General features: G+C 73.3%; 17 protein-coding genes. 3 read left to right on the plus strand and 14 right to left on the minus strand.

Features of this window, described 5'->3' with window-relative positions:
- Positions 1 to 16: 16 nt before the first annotated feature.
- The 4 genes from pgfA to AFL01nite_RS13355 all read right to left on the minus strand — a co-directional run bounded on the left by pgfA (position 17) and on the right by AFL01nite_RS13355 (position 3,371).
- Positions 17 to 988, minus strand: a complete 972-nt coding sequence (gene pgfA / locus AFL01nite_RS13340; RefSeq protein ID WP_186813953.1) for a cell envelope lipid trafficking protein PgfA — start codon at positions 986 to 988, stop codon at positions 17 to 19.
- A gap of 96 nt (positions 989 to 1,084) precedes the next feature.
- Entirely contained in the window at positions 1,085 to 1,654 is a 570-nt protein-coding gene (locus AFL01nite_RS13345; RefSeq protein ID WP_146828190.1) for a D-glycero-alpha-D-manno-heptose-1,7-bisphosphate 7-phosphatase, read from the minus strand.
- A 2-nt stretch (positions 1,655 to 1,656) separates the two neighbouring features.
- A complete protein-coding gene (locus tag AFL01nite_RS13350) occupies positions 1,657 to 2,292 on the minus strand; it encodes a D-sedoheptulose-7-phosphate isomerase (protein WP_222593538.1) in 636 nt (211 codons plus the stop codon).
- The gene (locus AFL01nite_RS13355) at positions 2,289 to 3,371 is read right to left on the minus strand and encodes a GHMP family kinase ATP-binding protein (RefSeq protein ID WP_246119721.1); all 1,083 of its coding nucleotides are present in this window, start codon (positions 3,369 to 3,371) and stop codon (positions 2,289 to 2,291) included. Before AFL01nite_RS13355 ends, AFL01nite_RS13350 begins: the two co-directional genes overlap by 4 nt.
- Positions 3,372 to 3,389: 18 nt before the next feature.
- Here AFL01nite_RS13355 and AFL01nite_RS13360 point away from each other — a divergent pair, with 18 nt between their 5' ends.
- Complete coding sequence (locus tag AFL01nite_RS13360; protein ID WP_146828192.1) at positions 3,390 to 4,649, plus strand: acyltransferase family protein; 1,260 nt, start codon at positions 3,390 to 3,392, stop codon at positions 4,647 to 4,649.
- On the opposite strand, the gene AFL01nite_RS13365 is transcribed toward AFL01nite_RS13360, so the two are convergent.
- From AFL01nite_RS13365 to AFL01nite_RS13385, 6 genes are all read right to left on the minus strand, one after another.
- Positions 4,549 to 8,346 carry an alpha-(1->3)-arabinofuranosyltransferase domain-containing protein gene (locus AFL01nite_RS13365; protein WP_146828193.1) on the minus strand — a complete coding sequence of 1,266 codons (3,798 nt, stop codon included), beginning with the start codon at positions 8,344 to 8,346 and terminating at the stop codon, positions 4,549 to 4,551. The two genes, AFL01nite_RS13360 and AFL01nite_RS13365, sit on opposite strands and share 101 nt — an antisense overlap.
- Before the next feature lie 91 nt (positions 8,347 to 8,437).
- Positions 8,438 to 8,584: a hypothetical protein gene (locus tag AFL01nite_RS15365; protein ID WP_186813954.1), complete on the minus strand. Its 147-nt coding sequence runs from the start codon at positions 8,582 to 8,584 to the stop codon at positions 8,438 to 8,440.
- A gap of 100 nt (positions 8,585 to 8,684) precedes the next feature.
- Positions 8,685 to 10,397 (minus strand): MmpA family trehalose lipid delivery protein, encoded by a 1,713-nt coding sequence (locus AFL01nite_RS13370; protein ID WP_146828194.1) that lies wholly within the window; start codon positions 10,395 to 10,397, stop codon positions 8,685 to 8,687.
- Positions 10,397 to 11,503 carry a glycosyltransferase gene (locus tag AFL01nite_RS13375; protein ID WP_222593539.1) on the minus strand — a complete coding sequence of 369 codons (1,107 nt, stop codon included), beginning with the start codon at positions 11,501 to 11,503 and terminating at the stop codon, positions 10,397 to 10,399. The genes AFL01nite_RS13370 and AFL01nite_RS13375 overlap by 1 nt, the downstream gene beginning before the upstream one ends.
- Before the next feature lie 10 nt (positions 11,504 to 11,513).
- A complete protein-coding gene (locus tag AFL01nite_RS13380) occupies positions 11,514 to 12,329 on the minus strand; it encodes a glycosyltransferase family 2 protein (protein ID WP_146828195.1) in 816 nt (271 codons plus the stop codon).
- A complete protein-coding gene (locus AFL01nite_RS13385) occupies positions 12,322 to 16,407 on the minus strand; it encodes an alpha-(1->3)-arabinofuranosyltransferase domain-containing protein (protein WP_146828196.1) in 4,086 nt (1,361 codons plus the stop codon). Before AFL01nite_RS13385 ends, AFL01nite_RS13380 begins: the two co-directional genes overlap by 8 nt.
- Before the next feature lie 113 nt (positions 16,408 to 16,520).
- Between AFL01nite_RS13385 and AFL01nite_RS13390 the strand changes: the two genes are divergently transcribed.
- Positions 16,521 to 17,708: a lipopolysaccharide biosynthesis protein gene (locus tag AFL01nite_RS13390; RefSeq protein ID WP_146828197.1), complete on the plus strand. Its 1,188-nt coding sequence runs from the start codon at positions 16,521 to 16,523 to the stop codon at positions 17,706 to 17,708.
- 6 nt (positions 17,709 to 17,714) lie between these two features.
- On the opposite strand, the gene AFL01nite_RS13395 is transcribed toward AFL01nite_RS13390, so the two are convergent.
- The 4 genes from AFL01nite_RS13395 to AFL01nite_RS13410 are packed head-to-tail and all read right to left on the minus strand — an operon-like array spanning position 17,715 to position 23,248.
- On the minus strand, positions 17,715 to 18,548 hold the full coding sequence (locus AFL01nite_RS13395) for a class I SAM-dependent methyltransferase (protein ID WP_146828198.1): 834 nt from the start codon (positions 18,546 to 18,548) through the stop codon (positions 17,715 to 17,717).
- A gap of 55 nt (positions 18,549 to 18,603) precedes the next feature.
- Positions 18,604 to 20,589, minus strand: a complete 1,986-nt coding sequence (locus AFL01nite_RS13400) for an acyltransferase family protein (RefSeq protein ID WP_186813955.1) — start codon at positions 20,587 to 20,589, stop codon at positions 18,604 to 18,606.
- On the minus strand, positions 20,586 to 22,550 hold the full coding sequence (locus AFL01nite_RS13405; RefSeq protein ID WP_146828200.1) for an acyltransferase family protein: 1,965 nt from the start codon (positions 22,548 to 22,550) through the stop codon (positions 20,586 to 20,588). Before AFL01nite_RS13405 ends, AFL01nite_RS13400 begins: the two co-directional genes overlap by 4 nt.
- Complete coding sequence (locus AFL01nite_RS13410) at positions 22,547 to 23,248, minus strand: nucleotidyltransferase family protein (protein ID WP_146828201.1); 702 nt, start codon at positions 23,246 to 23,248, stop codon at positions 22,547 to 22,549. Before AFL01nite_RS13410 ends, AFL01nite_RS13405 begins: the two co-directional genes overlap by 4 nt.
- A gap of 100 nt (positions 23,249 to 23,348) precedes the next feature.
- Here AFL01nite_RS13410 and AFL01nite_RS13415 point away from each other — a divergent pair, with 100 nt between their 5' ends.
- Entirely contained in the window at positions 23,349 to 23,759 is a 411-nt protein-coding gene (locus tag AFL01nite_RS13415) for a hypothetical protein (RefSeq protein WP_146828202.1), read from the plus strand.
- The last annotated feature ends 19 nt before the right edge of the window (positions 23,760 to 23,778 follow it).

Here is a 23,778-nt window from a genome sequence, read left to right on the forward strand (position 1 = left end):
GCGGTGCCGGACTGCGTCAGGCGTTCGCGTACGCGTCGTCGTCGACGTCGGCGTTGCGACGGCTGCGGAACCGAAGGGCCAGGGCCACGCCGGCGAGCAGCGACAGGACGCCCAGACCACCCAGGGCCAGCGGCAGCCACGTGCGGACGGCCTTCAGTGAGGCGGACTTGGAGCCGTACTCGTCGATGTTGGCCTGGATCGTCTCGGGCGAGGACGAGCTGACGGTGTCCATCGCGACGACGTCCTTCGCGCCACGCTCATCGTGCTTGAGCCACTGCTTCTGGGCCTCTTCGATCTTCACCATGACGCCGGTCTCGGGCTCGACCCAGACGGTGCGCTCGTTGGCGTACGTGCGGGTGGCCTCGACCGGGCCGGTGTCGGCCAGGCCGAAGATCGCGCGAGGCACCTCGCGGACGCCGAACTCCGTCTCGGGGATGGAGCCGCTGAAGCGGTAGGTGTCGATGGAGCCGTCGGTGCCCTCGACCTTCTCGGTTCCCTCGTACTCCATCTTCATCGGAGCCTTGACCGTCGCGTCCCAGTAGTCGTAACTCTTCTTCTGGGTGTTGAACGGGAACTTGATGATCTGGCCCTCGTACTCGATCGGCTCGCCGTTCTGCGAGGCGCCGGACCACGGCACGGCCGCACCGGTGTAGCGATCGATCGCGAACGTCTGCTCGAGGAAGTCGATCGGCGGGGCCTGGTCGTTGTTGTCGGTGCTCTGGCCCTTCGTGAACACGGCGATGTCGGCGCCGTCGTTCTCGTCGGCGGCCTCCTTGGCCAGGTCGGGATCACCGATGACGGTCGCGACGGTGCTGATGGGACCCGAGCCGGGTGCCACGTTGTCGGCGTCGAAGAAGTTCGCGTTGTCGTCGCCGAGGATCTGCTGGGTGTTCTGGTCCTTGGGGACCACGGCGAGCCGGTCGTACGCGTAGACCTTCATCGCGACCCCGAGAGTGAGCAGGAACGCTCCGAGCGTCAGGAACGCCACGGCGCCACGAGAAAACTTCCGCACAAGTGCCTCCGGTCTAGGGTCTTGCAAAATCGTATTTGTGAGTTACCTCTCGCGAGAGCGTAGCACCACGGATCACGCCAAGTGCGGAACCCTACCGATGAGTACATCGGCGATCCGGGACGCTCCCGATCCGCCTCGTCCGACGTCCAACCAGGCGACCCCGGCGGCTGCCGCCGCCGCCTCGTCGCTGGGCTGGTCGCCGACCATCACCACGCGCTCGGGACGTGCCCAGGGGGCCCGCGCCATCGCTCGCAGGAGCATCCCCGGCAGCGGCTTGCGGCAGTCGCACGTGCCGGTCTGGTGCGGGCAGACCTCGATCGCGTCGAGGCGACCGCCCCAGCGGGCGAGCCGGTCGACGAGCGCGCGATGGACCTCGACCAGCTGGTCCTCCGCGAGCAGGCCCGTGGCCAGTCCGCGCTGGTTGGTGACCAGGACCGTGCGGATGCCGGCCTGGGTCAGTCGACCGACCGACGCGGCCGCGCCCGGCCGGAGCCGCAGCGCCGCCGGCGAGGAGATGTAGCCGGGCCGGTGGACGTTGAGGGTGCCGTCGCGGTCGAGCAGGACGAGGTCCCACGGCCCCGGCCGGGCCGGAGGCGGGATCGGCGAGTCGTCCCGGCCGAGGAGCGCCTCCGCGGTCCACATGGTCAGTCGGCGGTGGGCTGCGACAGGACGTCGACGGCCTCGCACCAGGCGTGGGCCCACAGCATGTGGACCTCCTGGATCCGCGGCGTGAAGTCCGAGGGGACGTGCAGCACGTGGTCGGCCCGGCCCGGCAGGTCGCCGCCGGACGCGCCGGTCAGCGCGACGGTGGTGATCCCCCGCTCGCGGGCGGCGTCGAGGGCCTTCAGGATGCTGGGGCTGCGGCCGCTCGTGGACATCGCGATCAGCAGGTCGCCGGGACGCCCGAGCGACTGGACGCCGCGCACGAACACGTCGTCGAAGCCGTAGTCGTTGCCGACCGCGGTGATCGAGGTGAGCGAGTCGGCCAGGCAGACGGCCGGCAGCGGGGCGCGGTCGAGGATGCACTTGCCCACGAACTCGGCCGCCACGTGGCTGGCGATCGCGGCACTGCCGCCGTTGCCGGCGACGAGGATCGTCCCGCCGCCACGGAGCGCGTCGACGACCGCGCGGCCGGCCGCGTCGACCGCCGCCACGAGCGAGGGCTCCTCGAGCGCGCGCGCCAGGGCAGCCCACGCCTCGATCCCGAGCGTCTGGCGCTGGGCCACGACCTGCTCGACGGCGTCGTCGGACACGGCGTGCACCGGGTGTTCGTACGTCAACTCTGTCCCCTCCACGTGACCAGACCTTCCCTCGAGAACGTGAACTCCGAGACGCCCAGACCCATCCGGGTCAGCTCCTCGGCCACGACGTGACGGCGCTCGAACTCGCAGATGAAGACGAGGTGGCCACCGCCGCCGGCTCCGGTGACCTTGCCACCGAGCGCTCCCAGCGACAATGCCTTGGTGATGGCCTCGTCGATGAGCGGCGTCGCGATGCGATCCGACATCTTGCGCTTCTCGTCCCAGGCGCGGCCCAGCAGGCGTCCGAGCGTGTCGACCTCGCCGCGCACCAGCGCGAGCTTCATCTCGGCCGCGAGCTCCTTCTGCGCGTGCAGTCCCTCGAGCGCCGCCTCCTCGCCACGCTCGTAGCGCGAGACCTGGTCGTCGATGATGTGGTCGCTGACGCGGGTGTTGCCGGTGTACGCCAGCAGCATGTTGTGCTCGAGCTCGTGGATCGTCGCGTCGCGGATCCGCAGCGGGTTGACGACCACCTGGTCGGTGAACTCGATGTAGTTGAAGCCGCCGAACGCCGCGGCGTACTGGTCCTGCGCGCCGCCGGGGATCTGCAGGTCCTCGCGCTCGAGGCGGTACGCCAGCTCGGCGACCTCGTACTCGGTCAGGTCCAGCCCGAGGTGCTGGGCGACGACGCCGATCACGGCGACCATCACCGCGCTCGAGGAGCCCAGGCCCGAGCCGGGCGGGGCGTTCGTGTGGATGAACAGGTCGAAGCCCGTCGCCGAGACGGCGCCGGGGTACTGGCGCAGGCGCGCGATGGTCGCCTTCGGCAGGTCGAGCTGGCCGTCGAGCTCGAGGTCGTCGTCGACGTTGAAGCCGACCGAGTACCCGTAGTCGAGCGACTTGATCGTCACCTGGCCGTCGGAGCGCGGGCGCAGCGTGCAGTAGGAGTAGGCCGAGATCGTGGCCGACAGCACGGCGCCGCCCTCCCGCTCGGGGAACGGCGCGACGTCGGTGCCGCCGCCCGCGAAGGAGATGCGCAGCGGCGCGCGGGCCCGCAGGACGGGCCGGCGCACGTCCGGAGCGACTGGTTCGGGCGACACCAGGTGGGACTGCTGTGCCATCCGTACTAGCCTCCAGACGTGACGCGGCACCCGAGCGGGCGCAATGCGACGACAACCTACCCGATCCCCACTGATCCCGGAGGCTCCATGGGTCACCTGCGCCTCGTCGACGGACTGCGCGCCGTCGCGGCCGCCCTGGTGCTGGTCTCCCACGTCGGCTACTGGACCGGGGCGTCGCAGATCGACCTGGTCGGCGGCCTGGTGGCGCGCGGCGACGCGGGCGTCGCCGTGTTCTTCGCGATCTCGGCGTTCCTGCTGGTGCGCCCCGCGATCGGGCGCGGCCTGGACGGCATCGCCAACGAGCGCGGCTCGACCCTGCGGTACGCGGCGCGGCGCGCGGCCCGGATCCTGCCGGCCTACTGGGTGGCCCTGGCCGGCGTGCTGGCCGCGGCGGCGTGGATCTCCGACGCCGGCGGCACCGGCGGGATGGACCGGGTCCTCCCCCACCTGCTCGTGCTGCAGGGGTGGACCGGTGAGTACTACCAGTCCTTCACGCAGAGCTGGAGCCTCACGACCGAGGTGACCTTCTACGTCGTCGTGCCCGTCCTGGGCGCCGCGCTCACGCGGGTGCTGTGGCGTCGCGGCAGCGCGCGCGGCATCCGGGCGCTGCTGGCCGCGACGCTGCTGGCCGCCGTGCTCGGGCTGGTCGCCCAGGCGGTGGCCGCGTCCTGGACGCTGGCCGGGTCCGACGGCGGAGCCGGCGTGCTGGCCACGAGCGTGGTCGGCCACCTGGCCTGGTTCGGGGCGGGCGTCGCGGTCGCGCTGCTCACGGAGGCCGGGCGCCGCGGCGTGGGCCCCCTCGCCACGCGGCCGGCCCTGCTCTCGGTGTGGCGGTCGCGACCGACGCTGGTGCTGCTCGCCGTCGTGCTGTTCGTCCTGGCGTCCTCGCCCCTGGCCGGCCCACGCGACCTCACCGCGCCCACCGTCGGCCAGGCCGTCGCGAAGGAGGCGCTCTACGCCCTCTTCGCGCTGGCGCTGCTGGCCGCGGCCGTGCAGGAGCCGGCCGAGGGATCGCCCGCCGCCACGGTGGCGCGGTCGGGCGTGACGGCGTGGCTGGGCGACATCTCCTACGGCGTCTTCCTGTGGCACGTGCTCGTGCTGCAGGTGCTGTTCGCCGCCACCGGCGCGACGCTGTTCGCGGCCGGCTTCTGGTGGGTGCTCTACGCGGTCGTGGGGTTCAGCGTGGCGCTGGCGTCGGCGTCGTGGTGGTGCGTCGAGCGCCCGATCCTCGCCGCCGTGCGTCGTCGAACGGCGCGCGACACACCAGCGCGAGCGTGAGCAGTCCCGCCGCCTGACCCAGCACGGCACCGACGGACGTCCGCTCGACCACGCCCAGCAGGGCCATCGCGACGCCGGCGACGGCCATCGTCGTGACGGCGACCGCGACGACGAACCGCTTCGGCACGCACCACGCGATCATGGCCAGCAGGACGCCGGGGAGTCCCCCGCAGAGCAGCCCGACGACGCCCCCGAGCGCCCAACCCACCCGGCGGTCAGCGGAGCGGACGGGCGGCGCCGGCTCGTCCCACGGCAGGCGCGAGCGGCGGGTGAGCACCAGCGCGCCGAGCAGCAGGAGCAGCGCCACCGGTCCGATCGCCAGGCCCCAGCGGTGCGCGGTGGTCGGCGCGAAGTCGATGACGACCTCGCCGTCGACGGCCGCGGGCAGGCGGAACCCCTGGCGCCAGCCATCGACCACGACCGGCTCGAGCTCGCGGCCCGACGATGTGGTCGCCCGCCAGCCGTCGTTGGCCCCCTGGGTCGTCAGCAGCACGGCGTCGTCGCCGGCGCCGACGGACGCCACGAGCCGCCCGGGCGCCGTCTCGCGCGAGGCCACCGACCGGCCCGCGCCCGGTGCCACCTCGACCGTGCCGAGGTCGAGCCGCTCGACCTCGAACGGGGCCGGCAGGTCGACCCGCACGTCCACTTCGCCCGCCCCGACGCGTGCGGCGTCGTCCCCGCACGCGGCCAAGGACAGCGGGGCGCCGTCGACGAGCGCGGAGCGCGCGACGCGCCCACCGACGCGGACGACGGACTCGCCGACCGACACCGTCGAGCACGGCAGCGTGAGGGACGCCGGACCCTGCACGGCGTCGAGCTCGACGTCGGGGACGGTCCACTCCCCCTCGCCGGGGCCTCGCACGAACTCGAGCGTGAGGCGCTCACCGGTTCCGTCGACCGCGCCGCCGGTCGGCGGCAGCGAGGTGGTGCGCCCGCCCACCGAGACCCGGATCGCGGCCAGCCCCGTGCCGTCCGAGCTGAGGCGACCGACGGGACCACGTGCCGGCAGCGCGATCTCGACCCGGGCCACGTCGCGGTCGGCCGGGACGAGCCACCCCGTGGTCGGGTCGCGGTCGAAGCTCGCGCCCGGACGGTGCGGGGCGTCGTCGCCCACACGGTCGGCAGAGGTGTAGCGCGCCGGGGCGTCCAGCAGCGCGTCCAGCGCCTCGCCTGCGCGAGCCCGGGCCGTCACCGCCACCGGGACGCGCGCCGGGGCGACCGAGCGCAGAGCCCACCGCGGGGCGGCCGCGTCCTCCTCGCGCGGGCTGAGCACGGCGGCGGACTGCGTGAGGTCGACCGCGCCCGGCAGCCTGATCCGCGCGCCCCAGGCGTGCTGGTCGCTGCGGATCTCGGCGATGCCCCGGACGACCTCGCGCGGAGCGGCGGGCATCACCACGTCGAGCCGCTCGAAGCGCTCGGTGCCGAGATCGGCCGTGCCGGTGCCGGCCGCGAGGTCGAGGGGCTGGCGCCGGGTGGACCCGTCGGGTCGGCGGGCGACGAGCGTGACGGTGTCGAGGACCGGCGTGGACTCAGCGGCGACCACGGTGATCCGGCCGAGCGGCGCGGCCTCCGGCAGCGTGAGCGTCAGCCGGCCGTCGGTCGCCTCGTCGGTGAGCCACGCCGTGTCGACGTCCCCGTCCAGCGCGGACGCCGGCGCGGCGCGGGTGCCCGCCCACGCTGCGGCGAACGGATCGGCCCCCGTGCTGCTGGCCTCGACCGCGCGAAGCCCGACCCACTCCCGGACCGGCTGTGTCGCGGCGTCGCCGGCGGGCGGGAGGTCACGGGCGCCGATCGGCTCCGGCGCGTCGTCGTCGGCCGCGAGCGTGGGACCCTGCGCCAGCTGCGCCGGGCGCCCGCTGTTGAACTGGCGGCGGCGCAGGGAGTCGGTCAGGACGTCGGGATCCGGCGCCGCCGGCTCGATGGTCGTCCACGCACGCTCCGGCAGGCCGACCTCGGCGAGGTCGACCAGGGACTCGGGTCCGCCCGCCACCACCAGGTGCGCCTCGGCGTCGACCGCGCGGACCGGCCCCCGCGCGCCCGAGCCCACGGTCCAGACGGACAGGTCGCCGAAGCGGCGATGCTCGGTGAAGCCGGGCGACGCGGCGAGGGTGCGCTCGACGCGCTCGGCGGGCAGGGCCTGGACGAGGGGCAGGACACCGTGGCGGACGACCACGCGCGTCACTCCCATCCGCGCCAGCACGTCGGCCAGGCCGGTCTGGGCCGTGCCCGAGGCCGCGGCCGTGTCGATCCGGTCGAGCAGCCGCGTGGCACCCGGGTGCCCCAACGGAGCCGCGGCGCGGACGATGACCGGCGACTCGGCCAGGGCCACCAGCGGCTCGTCGGTCGTCTTGCCCCACGTGAACTCCGCCGTGCGCGCGGCCGGGAGGACGAGGGTGGAGCCGCCGTCCTGCTCGGCCAGCACGTCGATCTCGTCGGCCGCCTGGGTCCAGGTGGCCGGGATCTCCGTGACGGGGTTGGCGTCGCCGCCACGGCCCGACCACAGCGCAGTGGGCGACACGATCGCCGCGACGAGCACGGCGGCCGTGGCGATCCGCGGCAGGCGCGCGGCCCGGGACAGTCCGTGGGCGACGAGGACGGCCACGCCCAGCGCGATCGGCAGCCGCACGAGCGGGTCGGCCTTGTGGACGTTGCGCAGCGCCGCGCCGATGCCGTCGAGGACGTCGCGCACCGGATCGGACAGCGGCGACCCCAGCACGCCGCCATGGCCGATGGTCATCATCACGACGCCCGCGAGTGCCGCTGCGACCAGGAACCGCGTGGCGTGCCGCCGCTGCGGGTCGCGGCCCAGCACGACCAGCCCGGCGACGCCCGCACCGGCCACGACCATCGAGCTGAGGATGGCCACGACGCCCTGCGCCTGGACCCAGCCCGACTGCCAGACCGGGGTCGACTCGGCGTCGAGGATGTAGGCGATCCAGTGGTCGGCGCCGCGCAGGACGTTGGGCACCGAGGTGACCGCCGTCGTGATCCGCGCGGTCTCGATGAAGTCCAGGAACGGATAGCCGTACCGGCCCAGCACGAGCAGCGGGACGATCCACCAGGCCGCGCCGACGACCACCCCGGCGGACCAGACGGCCAGGGCCCGGCCCCGGCGCGCCGCCCGGGGCGCGGTGAGGATCACGACCAGCGGCAGCACGAGGACCACGGCGGACGCGGTGGCGTTGACGCCGCCGAGAGCGATCGTGAGCAGCCCGGTCCAGGCCGCCGCACGCAGGACGCTGCGCCGGTCGGCCGACGGCCGCACCATCGTCCAGGCGGCGAGGACGAGCCAGGGCGCGACGGCGCCGGGCCACGCCTCGACGGAGATCTCGGGCAGCACGGTGACGACCCGCGGGGCCAGTGCGTACAGGGCTGCGGCGACGAGCGCCACGTCGGGCGCGAGCCGGACGATGCGGCGACCGACGAGGTAGGTGCCGACGAATCCGACGACCAGCAGCAGGCTCCACCAGACGCGCTGCGCCGCCCAGTCGGGAAGCCCGACCGAGTGGGAGAGGCCCATGACGGGACCGAGGGGGAAGAGGTAGCCGTAGGCCTGGTTCTGCAGCTCACCGAGGCCGGCATGGGAGTTCCACGCCGACAGGGCGCGGGAGAGGTAGTCCCACGGAGCGACCGTGAGATCGAGCTTGGTGTCGGGCTGGATGCGCCCGGGAGCGACGACCCACGGAAGAATCGCCACCAGCAAAGTGCTGGCGGCGATTCTGACCCGTCGGGCGACGTCTGGCGTCGCGTCGGGTTCGTCGGTGGTGGGGTGTCTCACCCCGGTTCGATCAGGACTCGTCGTACGCGATGACGGACGAGTGCGTCTGATCCTGCTTGACCGCGGTCTGGCTGGCGACGAGACCCGCGACCGCGAGGACGCCGAGGACGCTGCCTGCGATGGTGCCGCCGATGATGATGACCAAACTCTCGCTCATGAGCCCCAATTTCCGTAGTCGTGGCGATACTGCTCCGTCAGCGTAGCAGTCCCGCGACACGGTGTCCTGCAGTCCGCCGCGTTTCCGGACACGGGTGTCGCTAGCGTCGCCGGACTGCGCCCGCCGCCGCGCCCGCGACGGCGAGCAGCAGCCCCGCGGCCGCGAGCCACAGGCCGGCATGATCGACCCGGCTGGCGGTCCTCGCCGGGGCCAGACCCTCGTCGCCGAGGTCCCACCACTGCAGGTCCTCCGTGCGGATCCGCAGCTCGGCGTCGGCCAACTGGAGCTCGGTGAGGGTGGGTCCGGGTTGGTCGGTCTGCAGCAGCACGTGCCGCACGCCCGCGGCCCGCAGTGCCGCGAGGACGTCGTCGCCCGGAGCGGCCAGGGCGCGGGTCACCTCGGCGGCCCGGGGGTCCTCCCCCGCGACCACCGCGTCCTTCAACGGCAACGCATCGTTGACCCGCACGTCCCGCTCCAGCAGGCGCTGCCACGGGTCGAGCACGACGCGGTCGTCGTTCCAGTCGTACCGCCGGTACTGGGTCCACGGGAGCACGGCGACCGCACCCGGCTCGGCCTCCTCCAGTCGCTCGGCCACGAACGTGACGTCGACGGGCAGGTCGACCGAGCCCCAGCGGCCGCCCGCTCCCGCGGCGAGGCCGGGCAGCGTGACGACGGCGAGCAGCCCGCAGGCGACGGCCAGCCCGCCGGACAGCCAGCGACCGGCGTGGCGCCGGGCGGAGGCGGCGGCGAGGCGCGAGGCGGCGAGCCCGGCGGCGAGCGAGACCGCGACCATCCACAGCGCGGCGAACTTCTGGCCGTCGCGGACCAGTCCCCCGCCGGGGACCTGCAGGACGACGAACGAGACCAGCTCGCGTCCGCCGGGAAGGCCGGCCGCGACCGCGGCGACGAGGCCGACCAGGCCGGCGACCGCCGCACCCAGGTACTCCGGGCGCGACCGGACCCGGGCGTCGCCCCAGGCGACGGCGCACGCGACCAGCACGGCCACCAGCGCCACGCCCGAGATCAGCAGGTTCTGCCGCTCGGCGAACCAGCTCGCCTGGTTCCAGATGCCGCCGCCGGTCAGCACGGAGCCGAGCATGCCCCACGGCGTGTCGGCGCGGGCGGCGAAGGCCGTGACCCCGGCGGAGTCGGCCGAGGACGACGCCTCCGAGCGCAGGTACGGGAACCACCAGGAGGCGGCGACGAGGACCGAGACCACCATCGCCCATCCCCAGCTGCGCCACGCGCGTGGCCAGCGGGAGCCGGCCAGCAGGACCGCCGTCGCGGTGATCACGGCCAGCACCGCGCCGGTCGAGCCGGAGAGGCCGGCCAGCGCCATCACGACGCCGAGCGGACCCGCCGCACCCTCGCCCCGACGCGCGCGGCCGGCCGTCCGGATCACCCAGAAGAGGGTCGCGTAGCCCAGCAGGTAGCCCCAGTGACCGATCGCGAGGCGCTCCGCGACCCACGGGTTCCAGCAGGCGACGAGGGCGCCGGCGACCGCGGCGCGGCGGCCCGGCAGCAAGGATCCCGCCCCGGCGCCGGCGGCGACGAACACCGCGACGAGCAGGAGCTTCTGGACCAGCCAGCCCGGCAGCACCGTCGACAGCGCGGCCACGACGAGGTCGTTGGGGACGGCCCGGGGCACGGCGCCGTCGACGCCCAGGGTGCGCTCGCCGAAGCCGAGCTCGGGCACGAACACCATGTCGTAGTTCAGCTGCAGCCCGGGCAGCAGCGCCGGACCGAGGATCACGACGGCGGCCACGAGGCCGACGACGCCGCCGACGGTGGTCGGCGAGGTCAGGCGGCGCATCAGCGGACTCCGTGCAGACGTTCTATCTCGCCGAACGCCTCACCCATCCGCCGGCACTGCGTGCGCAGGTCGTGGTGCTCGGTGACCCACGCGCGGTTGAGCTCACCCTGGCGCCGGCGCCGCGGGGGGTCGGTCAGCCACGCGACGAGCGCCGCGGCCAGTGCCTCGACCTGGTCGTCGCCCTCGACGTCGAGCAGGTCGTTGCCGGGCGCGATCGCCTCGTGGTTGCTGCCGCACCGGGTGGTCACGACCGGCAGCCCGCACGCCTGCGCCTCGATGTACGCCAGGCCGAACTGCTCCTCCCACTTCCAGGTGGGGCGCGGGGCCGTCGTGAAGACCGAGGCGCCACGGAGCAGGTCGGCGACCCCGGCCGCGTCGAGGCCGCCGACGAGCGTCACCCCGCTGCCCGGGGTGTCGGCCGCGGCGCGGACCATCGGCTCGAGGGGTCCGCGCCCCGCCACGACCAGCTCGGCCTCGGGGACCTGGCGCCGCACGAGCGCCATCGCGGCGAGGATGCGGTCGATGCCCTTGTTCTCGGCCAGCGGGCTGACGAAGGCGACGACGGGGCGCTCGGCCGGCCGGGCGGCCGGGGTGAACGTCTGCGTGTCGACGCCGGGCTTGACGACGCGGATGACGGCGTCGTCGAACCGGTTCTCGAGCAGGTGGTCACGCGCCGCGTCGACCATGCACAGCAGCAGCTCGGCCGAGCGGCAGGACTCGAGCGCCTGGCGGTACGGCGGCACGCGGTAGATCGGCTGGTTCGCGAGGTTCTCCCAGGTCACGACCGCCTGCAGCGGCCGGCGGCCGGTGCCCCGCCGGCGCCACCGGGAGGCCTGGCCGGTGACGAGCGAGCACAGCTCGAGGGAGGCGACCCAGTCGAACTCCTCCGGGTCCTGGTCGCGCAGCTCGTTCACCCACGCGAGCGCGCCGGCCTCGATGAAGCGCTTGATCGGACGTCGGTAGGTGCTGGGGATCCACGTCAGGTCGCCGACCGGCTCGTCGCGGGCGAGGGCCGTGACGTGCGTATCGCCCATCAGCGACATGTAGTAGAGCTCGCGGCGCGGCCGCTGGTCGGGCAGCGACACCCACAACAGTTCGCGCGTCACGCCACGATCCTCACGCCTGCGCCCGGCGACGACCGGCGCGCGCGCCCCACAGGTAGCCGGCGGCCTCCATCACGCGCATGCCGGCCATGCCGACCGCGTGGATGGGGCGCCGGATCAGCCGGCGCCAGTTGCGGGCGTAGGCGCGCAGCACGCCGGTGCCCTGGTCGGCCATGGCCCCGTCGTGCTGGTCGACCAGCGTCGGCAGGCTGAGCCCGTAGTAGTACCGCTTCTGCCAGATGTCGGACAACGTGAGGCGTCCCTCGTCGTGGTCGACCAGGACCGGGGCGAGCTCGACCGAGCCACCCGACGCGCGGATGCGGAAGCGCAGATCGGCGTCCTCCGGGCCCGACATCGACTCGTGGAACCCGTCAGCGAGCATGTCGGCCCGGCGCAGGAGCCGTGGGTTGTGCAGCCAGGGCGCGTCGAGGTAGCACTCGCGCTCGAGGGCGCGGCACGCCGTCCAGAAGCCCTCGCCGATGGTGCGTTCGGGGAGCGCCACGCCGGTGGCGCCGGTGGCGGCCGCGGTGCGGACGGCAGCGCTCACCGCGTCCGGCGGCAGGTACATGTCGCTGTCGAGCCACAGGATCCACACGCCCTCGGCAGCCCTGATCCCGCGGTTGCGCTGCGCGCTGCGCTCGGGGCCGCCCGTGATGACCACGTCGGCGATACCGCGGGCGATGTCGTCGGTGCCGTCGGTGCTGTGGTTGTCCACCACGATCAGCTCGACGTGCGGATGGTCCTGGGCCCGCACGGATCGCAGGCACGCCTCGATCGTGCGGCGGTTGTTGCGCGTCGGGACGATCACGGACACCAGCGGCTCAGTCATCGTCGGACCTCCGGAACAGCAGGATCAGGCTGCCGGCGACCGCGACGACGAGTCCGGCCCCCGCCAGGTGGTGGGGCACGAGGCTCGCCGAGAAGATGTCGGCCGAGAGCTCGCCGATGCCGTCGCGACGCGCCTGCACCACGAGCAGCGCCACCAGCGAGGAGAAGGTCAGCGCCGCGCCGAGGTACACGAGGCGGCGCGGGTCGACCGGGCGCACCCACATCAGCGCCGCGACGGCCAGGGCGCCGGCGAGGCCGCCCCAGCCGAGCAGCAGGCCCGCACCGACGACGCCGGCGACGGTCAGGACCGGAGCCGTGGCCCACGGCGGGCGCAGTCCGGTCGGGCCGGCGGGGCCCTCGGGCAGCGCGAAGAGGCGGCGGCGCACGAGCGCGCCGATCACGAGGGCGAGGGCCGCGAGCAAGCCCAGGCCGCTGATGCCGAGGGCGATGTCGGACCAACGCTGGGGCGTGTAGCGAATGTCGATCGACGCCTGGGCGCCGTCCTCGACGATCCAGCCCGACGAGAAGCCATCCAGCGTCACGGGGGCACCGAGGTCCTCGCCGTTCGCGGAGGCCCGCCAGTCGGGGTTGTGGCTCTGACCCGTGACGACCGCGTACGGGCCGTCGGCGACCTCGACGTCGAGGGTCATGCGGGTGTCGCCGTTGCGCGTGACCTCGGAGATGATCGGCGACCCGAACCGCTCGAGCGACTCGCGCGTGTCTCGCAGCTGCAGGGAGTCGAGGACGAAGGCGGGGTTGGCGTCGAGGGTGTGCTCGCCCGAGCCGAACCGGGTGCGCTCGCAGCCGACCCACCGGGTGCCCTGCTGGTCGCTGCGCGCCAGGAGGCCGGTGGCGGGCTTCATCAGCAGGCCCTCGCCGTCGGCCAGCGCGACGGGCAGGCAGTGGTCGCTGTCGTCGGCCTCGTCCATCGCCACGCCGGTGTCGATGTCGGTGAAGGTCGCCGGGACGCCGTTGGGGTCGCCCGAGAGGCCCTCGATCGTGACGCGCACCGCGGAGCCGCGCACTGGCTCGTCGAGGGCGATGGTGGTCTCCCCCAGCCCGATCTCGGACTCGGCCACCTCGACGCCGTCGACGCTGACGCTCACGCGCGAGGCGCGGTGCCGGGTCTGCCCCTCCTCGATGTCGGCCGCCGTCTGGACGATCCGCACCTGGTCGATCGCGCGCTCGTCGGCACGGATCTCCCACCACGCACCGCGGGTGGTGCCGCCGGGCACCCACCCGGTCTCGTCGTCGCCGTCGGCCGCGCGCGAGGCACGGTTGGCGGGGTTGTCGAAGTAGTAGCCGCTCGACTCGGCCTCGACGTCGGTGCCACGTCCCTCGACGCGGTCGTACATGACCTCGACCGGACCGCTGACCCGCACGTCCGCGCTGGTCTCGAAGGTGCGACGGTCGGGCAGGGTGATGACGCGGTTGAGCTCGCGCTCGGAGTCGTCGCTGGTCGAGGACGTGTTCTGCACCCGCGTGAGCAGGACGTCGAGCGGCGTGCGGGAGAACCGCTCGCGGTTCGCCTCGTCGAGCTCCTCGTAGGTGTTCGACAGCGTCAACGGGGTGCGCCCGGCGACGTGGGCCGTGCGGCCGACGCCGATCTCGGCGATGCCGACGAAGTTGTAGCCCTTGCCCCGGGTGGAGTCGATCGAGAGCGTCAGCTTGTCGGTCTCGACGCCTCCCAGCCGGGCGGTGGCCAGACCGGACTCGGGCAGCGTGATCGTGTCGCTGCGCCCGCCGGCCGACACCGTGACCTCGTCGATCTGCACGTCGCCGATCGGCAGTTGCGCGATCGGCACCTCGTCGAGCCGGACGGGCTCGTCGAACGTGGCGACGAGTCGCTGGCCGGCCGCCGTGCCGAAGTCGCCGAAGCGCCAGCCGGTGGTCAGGTCGCCGTCGACGGCGAAGTCGCCCGTGCCGTAGGGCAGGTCGAAGAACGTGCCGCCCGAGCGCGACGTGGTGACCTTGACGACCGAGTCGACGCGCACGGTCTGGTCGGCGACGTCGGTGCCGAGCGTGCGGGTGGCGCCGGGGTCCTGGTCCTCGCGCAGCAGCGGGCCCTGGCCGACGGTGAGCCGGTTGGAGATGACGCTGCGCCGCGCGTTGGTGTCGCTGAGCACCATCCGCCCGGCGGTGTCGAGCGCCTTCGCGAACTCGTCGGTCGAGAGGTCCTGGGCGTACCGGACCAGCGGCGACGTGTCGAGCAGTCCCGCGTCGGCCATGGCCGGGAACGCGAAGCCGTCGCCGGCGACCACGATCTGTCCGTCGAGCGGCACGGCCCGCAGCGGGGACCGGGCGCCGAGGACGTCGTAGACCTGGACCGGCGGCAGCAGCTGCTCGCCGAAGAAGTACGGGTTCTCCATCGCCGGGGAGAGCGTGTTCTCACCGGGCTGGCCGAAGTTCTGGCGGCCGAAGAGGCCGGGGTCGGCCGAGACCCGCTGGTTCATCTCCGCCGGACGGGCGCCGCCGGTGTTCTCCCACACGACGTCGTTGCGCAGCAGCACCTGGCCGGCGCCGAGGTAGCGGGCCATCGCCGAGACGACCTGCCCCGTCGACGTACCGGACTGCACGGAGCCGTCGAGCGCAGCCAGGAAGTTGACGCCGGCGGGCGACGCGTTGGGCGTGGTCTCGGGCAGGACCGCGCGCCGGTCGAACAGGGCGTTGACGACGTCGTCGGGACGCTCCTCGGTCCAGCGGTAGAACGGCCGGACCTGACCGGGCAGGACGAGCACGGACCCGGGCTGGCTGCTCCCGTCGACGGCCTCGGCGGCCTCCGACCAGTAATCGGGGACGTCGATCGGCGAGATGTAGAGGCGTCCGGACAGCGCCGGCAGCGACCAGGCGGCGAAGACGGTGGCCAGCGCCACGATCACGACCGTGCGACCGGGGTGCCAGCTCCAGACGCGAGGCACGAGGTGGACCAGGGTGACGACGAGCCCGACGGTCATCGCGACGACGAGGACGGCACCGATCTTGTTGGTCGTGCGGAACGCCGACAGCGCGGGCACCTGCAGCACCTCGCCCAGCAGCCGGCCGAACGGCGAGGCCGGACCGCTCTCGCTCGGGAAGACGCCGACCATGACGATCGCGGCACCGAAGACAGCGACCGACACGAAGACCCGGGCCCGCGTGCGGGCCCACGCCAGCGCCGTCAGGCCCAGGGCCGGCCAGAGCGCGGTGAGCACCATGACCAGCGGGCTGACGACGTAGACCGCGTGCTCGGGCACCCACGGCCCGGTCGAGCTGGAGCCGTACAGCGGCCACAGGCCCAGGCCGCGCAGCACCTCGGTCAGCGACGACACCTTCGCGATGCCGGTGAGCGTCTCGGAGCCCTCGACGATCTGGGCGCCGGTGGTGAGTGCCGCGGCTGCGGGGACGAGCCAGTACAGCGACAGCACCACGACGAAGAGCGCCGACTTCGCCAGGACGAGCGCGGCGTCGCGCCAGCGCAGCCCGTCGCTCGCGCGGATCGCCAGGATGACGGGGACGACGGCCAGCAGCTGCAGCAGCGGGACGACCGCGACGTTCATGCCGCTCATCGCGAAGAAGGTGAGGCCGAACAGCGCCGGCCAGGCCCAGCTGCGCGGGCGGCGCAGGGCGTGGATGAGGCACAGCAGCTGCCACGGCAGCAGCGCCATCGGCAGGGCGATGGCCAACGTGGCGCCGGCGCTGATCGTGTACGGGTTGGCCAGGAACAGCACGGCGGCGAGCAGCCCGCCCCAGCGACCGACGCTCGGGGCGACGGCGCGGGTGAGCCGCGCGGCGCCCCAGGCGGCCACCAGCCACAGCACGAGGTGGAACACCTTGAAGGTCCACTCCGGCGACAGGCCGATCCCGCGCAGCGCCGACAGCACGAGCAGCACGGGGGCCAGACCCACGTTGAAGTTCGGCGAGCCCAGGTACGGCGAGGCCGTCCACGACGACATGTACTGGCCGAGCATCGCCCACGGGCGCACGTACACCTCGGGCTTGATGTCGGTGTAGAACGTGCCCCAGCCGTTCAGCCCGATGACCAGCGCGAGGGCGAGGATCGCCGAGCCCACCACGACGCGGTAGTGGGTGAACAGACGCACAGGTACTCCCTCGGGGGTTCGGCTGGACAGCCGCTGGCACAGCGTCGTCCAATATAGCCCGCGTCACACGTTCAGTTACCGGGGAGTCACGAAGCCGATACGCTGAGGGCGCCATGCCCCGTCCGTCTCGCCCGTCACGCGCACGCCCGGGCTCCGGAGCGGCACTCGGCATCACGATGGCCGTGGCCAACGTCCTGAGCTACGTCTTCGTCCTGATCCTGTCGCGCGCGCTCGGTCCGGGCGACTTCGGCGGCTTCTCCGCGCTCTCGGCCTACGGCATCGTCCTGTCGGTCCCGGCCGGGGCGCTGCAGGTCATCGTCGCGCGGCACGTCGCGGGTGCGCCGCCGCACTCGCGCGGCCTGCGGACGGCCCTGGTCGTCGGCGTCGCCCTGGCCGTGGCCACGATCGTCGCCGCTCCCCTCCTGGCGCACGCGTTCCGCCTCGAGACGACGTGGTCGGTGGTCTGGCTGGGCCTCACGCTCGTGCCGATGACGCTCACCGGCGCCTTCCAGGGCATCCTGCTCGGCCGGGGCCGGCTGGGTGCGCTCTCGGCGGTGTACGTCGCCACCGCGGCCGGCCGCCTGGCCGCCGGTGCGGGCGGTGCGTCCCTGGGACTGACCGTGGCGCAGGTGTTCGCCCTGCTGCTGGTGGTGGCGGCGCTCGTCGCGGTCCTGGGGGCTGCCCTGTGCCGGGCCGACCTCACGCTCGACGACGACCGGCGCCTCGGCACCGAGCTCGTGCGGGCCACCATGTCGCTGGGCGCGTTCATCGCGCTGACGAACGTCGACGTGACCCTGGCGCGCGCCTACCTGGACGACCACGACTCCGGGGGGTACGCGCTCGCCGCGACGTTCGGGCGGGCGATGGGCTGGGGCACGCAGTTCGTCGCCCTGCTGCTGGTCCCGCGGATGCAGGGGGCCGGGGCGGGCCGGTCGTTCCGCCGGTCCCTGGGGCTGATCCTCGCGCTCGGCCTGGCGGGCGTCGCCGTCATTGCGGTCGCGCCGTCGTTCTGGATCCGGCTGGCCGGTGGAGCCGAGTACGCCGAGTTCGGACCGCTCGCGATCGCCTGCGTCGCCCTCGGCGTGCTGTGGGCCCTGGTGCAGGTGTCGCTGTTCGCCGAGATGGGCCTGGACAGCGCCTGGCTGGGTCGCTTCACCTGGGCCGTGCTGGCGCTGCAGAGCGCGGCCATCGTGCTGTGGTTCCACGACAGCCCCTACGAGCTCGTCGCGGTGTGCGCGGCCGGCGCCGCCGTCATCGTGGCGGCGGCGCTGGCCCGCTCCCGGAACCTGGGTCGTTCCTGACCTGCGTCAGTCCTGCTTCTGCTCGATCGCGCGCGACCGGCCCATGATGATGCGGGCGCCGAACTTCATGACGCCGGGGAACTTCGTGGCGGCCTTCCAGGCGACGCGGTTCAACCGGTTCTGCAGGTGCACCTGGTAGCGGCGCAGCCACTCGTCGCGGCCCTTGAGCACCGTCGGGCCGGTGCGGCGGAAGGTCAGCGCGTGCAGACCGTTGGCCCAGCGCGGGTCGTCGTCGGACTTCGCGTCCCACGTCGCGTCGATCGTCCACCCCGGGTGGCGCTCGAGGAAGAGCCGGTGGGCGCGCTGGACGACGGGCCACGTGGCGTCGTCGACCAGGACGAGGGCCTCGTCGGCCAGCAGCGGCTCGACGACCGCGAGCGCGAGGTAGTGCGCCAGCAGGGTGTGCTCGCCGTCGTAGAAGTAGACGCCGACGGGGCGGTCGATGATGCCCTTCTGGGCCATCAGGGCGAAGCAGTCGCCCTCGAGGAGCCGCACGTCGGCGCCCTTGCCGTACTTCGCGAGGTTGTCCATGAGCTCGGCGCGCGCCTCCTGGCCGGCCATGCCGAACTCCAGGAAGTTCTCCATCGCGTAGAAGACCTTGTCGGAGTTGTCGCGCACCGTGCCGCACATGGAGCGGCCCTTGAACGTGCCGACCTCGAGGTAGGCCTCGTCCGCGGGCATGATCTCGGCGGCGAGGTTGAGCATCGCCAGCTCGTTGGAGGAGGTGAAGCCGGTGACGTCGGCCTTGACCTGGTCCCAGTACGGATCGATCGGATCGGTGTCCTGGGGATCCCCGGGGAAGAGAGTAGGGGCTCGGTCGAAGAATGCAGAGGTGTCCATGAGTGCCTTTCGTGCGGCGATCAGCCTATCGGTCGGTGTGCGCTCGCGGAGCCGGTCACGCGAGTTCGTCCCACGCGTCACGGACCGCCGGAGCGAGCCAGGTCCAGAGCATCGGGGCGGCCTCGTCCGAGAAGTGGAGTGCGTCGCGGAAGAGGGTGATGCCGTTGATCTGCCTGCGGAAGCCATCGTCGCACCCGAGGGCCCCGTTGAGGTCGAGCACGGGCGTGTCCGTCCCCTTCGCCCACTCGGTGAGCCAGCGGTTGGCGCGGTCCGGCTCGGCGAGGTTGCGCGTGACCTCGGTGTGTTCGCGCATCCAGTCGCGGTCGAAGGGCGGCGACGGCAGCCGCTCGACCGAGACCTCGCGGCAGGGCAGCGTCGCCACCTGCACCTGGCGCACCCCGGCGGCCTCGGCGGCGGCGCGCAGGTCGTCGAGCTGCTCGTCGACCAGTGAGCCCAGCTCGGGGTCGTCGGGCCCGATGAGGGTTCCGTCGTCACGCTCGTGCAGGGTGCCCAGGTCGGTGCCGACCATGAGCACGAGGACGTCCGCGCGGGCGTCGCGCAACCGCTCGGTCATCTCCTCGCGGCTGGCGCGGCACTCCGGCTTCACGGGCTCGCGATAGCCGGGCGACCAGTAGGTCGTCAGCGGCAGCAGCCCGCATCCCTCGACGGCGAGGTTCGTCAGCTCGAGGTCGGGGTAGCGGTCGGCCGGGAAGCCGTCGGACAGGTAGTACGGGACGGAGTCGCCGTAGATCGCCACCCGCAGGGGGGCCGATCCCGGCTCGTACGGCGCGGTCTCGGGCGTGAGCTCGGGGATCCGGCCGGCGGCGAGGTCCTCCTGGACGGTCGGCACCGCGCCGACCCTGAACGCCAGGACCAGGACGACGGCGGTCGCCGCCACCGCCAGGACGCGTCCCTTGCGGAGGCTGCCGGTGAGGCGGCCCAGCCCGCCGCGCATCACCGGCACCTCGACCAGGTGGAAGCTGAGCGCGGCGACCGCCAGGGTCACCACCGATCCGACGAGCAGCTCGGCGACCACCGGCAGGTCGGCCGCGTACCGGTCCAGCCACAGCTTCACGGGCCAGTGCCACAGGTACAGGCCGTACGTCAGGATGCCGAGGTACACCAGCGGACCCCAGGTGAAGATGCGGCGGTAGGGGCCCGGGCCGACCTGCACGATGCCGGCGATGCCGAGCGCCGTGAGCAGCGACAGGGCCAGCATGCCGCCGCGCTCGAACATCAGCGGCGCCATCGGCGGCACGAGGAAGAACCCGGCGGTGGTGACGAGCGTGGCGGTCCACGCCAGCAGGCCGGCGGTTCGCGGGCTCATCTGGCGAGGTCGGCGTCCTTCCCGGTCGGGCCCCACGGCGAACGCCATCGCCATGCCCGCGAGCAGCGCCTGGATGCGCGTGTCGGTGCCGTAGTAGGCGTGCGCCTGCGCCTCCGCGGTGGCCAGGCCGATCTGGGCCGTCCACACCGCCGAGGCCACCGCGACCGCCAGGATGATGCCCACCCGCAGGGCCCGCGAGCCGACCATCCGAACCAGCAGCACGGCGGCGATCGGAGCGACGATGTAGAACTGCTCCTCGACCGACAGGGTCCACACGTGCCGGAAGAACGAGGGATTGCCGAACTCGGCGAAGTACTGGTCGGCCTGGGAGACCAGCCGCCAGTTCATGACGAACCCGACCGTGGCCAGGATGTCGTCCTTCATCGGCCGGCGGGTGGCGTGGTCCGCCGCCACGACGGCCCACGTGCCGACCGCCAGGATCAGCAGCGTGAGCGCGGGGAGCAGTCGCCGGGCGCGGCGCCTGTAGAAGTCCAGGACGCTCACCCGGCCGAAGCGGGCGTGCTCCTTCAGCAGGATCATGACGATGACGTAGCCGGAGAAGACGAAGAACAGGTTGAGTCCGACCCACGCGCCCTGCAACGCCTCGACCCCGAAGTGATAGGCCAGCAGCACCAGCACGGCGTAGCCGCGAGCGCCGTCGAGCGCGCTGCTGCGGGAGCCCTGGGTGGGTGCGAGCTGCTCTTCGAGCCTCACTCGCCCGGCTCCCGGCCGGCGTGGTCGCGGATCCGCGGCGCGAGCCACGTCCAGACCATCGCGGCGCCCTCGTCCGAGAAGTGCAGCTGGTCGCCGTACAGGTTGACGCCGTTCACCTCGGGGCGGAAACCCTCGGAGCACTCGAGCACCTCGTACAGGTCGAGGACCTCGACGTCGCGGTCGCGCGCCCACGCGCGGATCCAGCGGTTCACGACCTGGGGGTCGGACGTCGCCTCGGCCACCTCCGGGTTCTGCTCGAAGTAGGTGCGCAGCGCCGGCGACTGCCCGCGCCGGCCGTCGATGCGGCACGGCACGGTGGCGACCTGGGCCGTGACCCCGGCGTCCTGCGCCTGCGACACGAGGTCGTCGAGCGCCTTCTCGACGACGTCGCGGTACGGCCGGTCGTCGAGCCACCAGACCTCGCCGTCGGGCGCGTAGTGCGGGATCGACAGCAGCGTGCCCAGCACGAGCACGACCGTGTCGGCGTCGACGTCCCTCAGCCGCTCCCCCAGGTTGGTCCAGCTGCGCCGGCACTCCGCGTCGGGCGCACCGCCGAGCTCCTCGTTCCACGCCGGCTCGAGGTCGACGAGGTCGCAGCCGGGCACGGCGAGCCCGCTGACCAGCAGGTCGGGGTAGTCCGCGGTCGGGAAGTAGGTGACGAGGTTCTCGGCCACGGAGTCGCCGTAGAGGGCGATCCGGGTCGGCTTCTCGCTGGGCTCGTACGCCGGGCTGCCCGCGACGAGCGGCGGCACGTCGACCGAGCGGCCGCCGACCTGGGACGCCGTGGCGCCCACCTGGCCGACGGCGACGGCGACCGCGACGACGGCGACGGGTGCGGCGAGCGCGACCCGGCCCGGTCGGCGCAGGCGCGGGAACAGGCCGCGGACTCCGTGTCGCATGACCGGCTCCTCGATCCACCGGTAGCTGGCGGCGGCGGCACCCACCGACAGCGTGAGCACGACGGGGACGGCGATCCACACGGAGCGGTCGGGGAACGCCTCGTCGAACCACACCGTGATCGGCCAGTGGAACAGGTAGAGGCCGTAGCTGTGGACGCCGAGGTAGGCCAGCGGTGCCCAGCCGAGCACCCGGCCGGCCGAGCCGGCGACCCCGCGGGACAGTGCCAGGATCAGCAGACCCACCACGACGGCCTGGGCCAGCAGGCCTCCCTGCAGGAACATGAACGGCTGCATCGGATCGACCAGGAGCACGAACGCCAGCGCGCCGGCCAGCGTGACCCACGCCAGCGGCGTGCCCACGCGACTCAGCCACGCGGGCGTGCGCTCGCGCCAGCCGTCGTCGACGAAGGCCACGATCATGCCGACCAGGAGGGACTGGGCGCGGGTGTCGGTGCCGTAGTAGGAGTGGGCGACGGCCGAGGCGTCGCCCAGGCCGACCTGCGCCGTCCACCACGCCGAGCCGACGGCCGCGACGACCAGCACCGCGAGGCCGAGCCGGCGGCTCATCAGCGCCAGGATCGCCAGCAGCAGCGGCACGCACAGGTAGAACTGCTCCTCGACCGACAGCGTCCACGCGTGCCGCAGCAGGGACGGCGAGCCGAAGGTCGAGAAGTACTGGTCGGACTCGAGCACCAGTCGCCAGTTCATGACGAACCCGAGGGTGGCCAGGATGTCGCCGCGCAGCTGGCGGCGCGCGAACTCGTCCGCGAAGAACAGCCCCCAGGCCCCGAGGACGAGCAGCAGCAGCACGAGCGCCGGCATCAGGCGGCGCGCCCGGCGGCGGTAGAAGCCGGCCACGTCGACGCGGCCGAACCGTCGGCGCTCCTTCAGCAGCAGCCGCGTGATCAGGAAGGCGGACAGGACGAAGAACAGGCTCAGGCCGGTCCAGGCTCCGGGCAGCCCCGGCACGCCGAGGTGGTAGAGCATGAACAGGAGCATGAAGCCGCCCCGGATGCCGTCCAGCGACGTGATCCGGGGGCGGCGCTCGGTGGCTGTCGTCACACCCACGCCTGCCGGGCCTGCTCGAGCGCGGCGGGGGTGCCGACGTCGAGGAAGGGCGCGTCGTCGCGATGGGCACGCACGTCCGCGTCCGCGGCCAGTCCCGGGAAGACGTCGACCTCGAGCGAGAGCGGGACCGTGCCCGGCAGCGCCAGCAGCACCGAGCCGCGCACGACGTAGGTGCCGGCGTTCACCAGACCCGGGGCGGGATCGATCGGCTTCTCGTGGAATCCGGTGACGCGATCCGCGGCGTCGACGCTGACCACGCCGTAGGCCCGGGCGTCCTCGACCTCACGGACGTGGAGCGACAGGTCGGCCCCCGACCGCTCGAAGGCGTCGACGTGCGCGACGAGGTCGTGGCGCGAGAGCAGGTCGCCGTTGACGACCACCACGGTGTCGGAGCGGCCGACGCCCGACCGGGCGGCGAGCGCGAGCGCCCCGCCCGTGCCGAGGGGCTCGGTCTCGCGGCTGTAGGTCAGTCGGGCTCCCCAGCGCGAGCCGTCGCCCAGCTCGCGCTCGACCCGGTCGGCCCCGAAGCCCACGGCGAGCACGATATCGGGCACACCGGCAGCCACGAGCCGGCGGATCTGATGGGCGACCAGGGGCTCTCCCCCGACGTCGACGAGGGGCTTCGGCAGGTCGCCGACCGCGGGTCGCAGCCGGGTGCCCAGACCCCCCGCCAGGACGATCCCTCGTCGCACAGATCCCTGCCTTAACTCTTGGTTACCCGTGCGTAAGCACGGCGCTCGTCATAGTAGTATGCGTCACATGCTCGACGACTCCGATGTGCGTACTCGCCCCATGCCCAACCTGGGGACGAAGGTCGCGATCCTCGCCGCCATCCCCTTCTTGGCCTACGGCATCTACCTGCTGCTGACGCCCATCACGGACATCCAGACCAGCTCCGGAGCCATTTTCGAGTGCGGCTCGGCGCTGCAGCCGCCGACGGACGACTTCCAGGAGGCCGTCTGCGGGACGATCAACACCCAGTACCTCTACCGCAGCATCGCGTCGATCGTCGCGGCCCTCGGCATCGCCGGCGTCGGCGCCGCGCTGTTCGGGTTCAGCCACCAGGTCGAGCGCGCCATCGGCCGCTCCGGCCACGGCGACTCGTCGGCCCAGCAGGCCCAGCAGCCGCAGAGCACGCTGCAGGAGGACGACTACTACTCGGACGGCGGGGCCCGACGCCGTCTCCTCGACGACGGTCGCTGACCACGGCGGCGCCCGGCGC

The sequence above is a fragment of the Aeromicrobium flavum genome, assembly GCF_007992115.1.
GTDB classification, from domain to species: Bacteria; Actinomycetota; Actinomycetes; order Propionibacteriales; family Nocardioidaceae; genus Aeromicrobium; species Aeromicrobium flavum.

Coding starts and splice junctions, on each gene's coding strand:
- AFL01nite_RS13355 (WP_246119721.1), bottom strand. CDS start 3,371: ATGGCACAGCAGTCCCACCTGGTGTCGCCCGAACCAGTCGCTCCGGAC.
- AFL01nite_RS13345 (WP_146828190.1), bottom strand. CDS start 1,654: ATGTGGACCGCGGAGGCGCTCCTCGGCCGGGACGACTCGCCGATCCCG.
- AFL01nite_RS13380 (WP_146828195.1), bottom strand. CDS start 12,329: ATGACTGAGCCGCTGGTGTCCGTGATCGTCCCGACGCGCAACAACCGC.
- AFL01nite_RS13395 (WP_146828198.1), bottom strand. CDS start 18,548: ATGGACACCTCTGCATTCTTCGACCGAGCCCCTACTCTCTTCCCCGGG.
- AFL01nite_RS13390 (WP_146828197.1), top strand. CDS start 16,521: ATGCCCCGTCCGTCTCGCCCGTCACGCGCACGCCCGGGCTCCGGAGCG.
- AFL01nite_RS13370 (WP_146828194.1), bottom strand. CDS start 10,397: ATGCGCCGCCTGACCTCGCCGACCACCGTCGGCGGCGTCGTCGGCCTC.
- AFL01nite_RS15365 (WP_186813954.1), bottom strand. CDS start 8,584: ATGAGCGAGAGTTTGGTCATCATCATCGGCGGCACCATCGCAGGCAGC.
- AFL01nite_RS13415 (WP_146828202.1), top strand. CDS start 23,349: ATGCCCAACCTGGGGACGAAGGTCGCGATCCTCGCCGCCATCCCCTTC.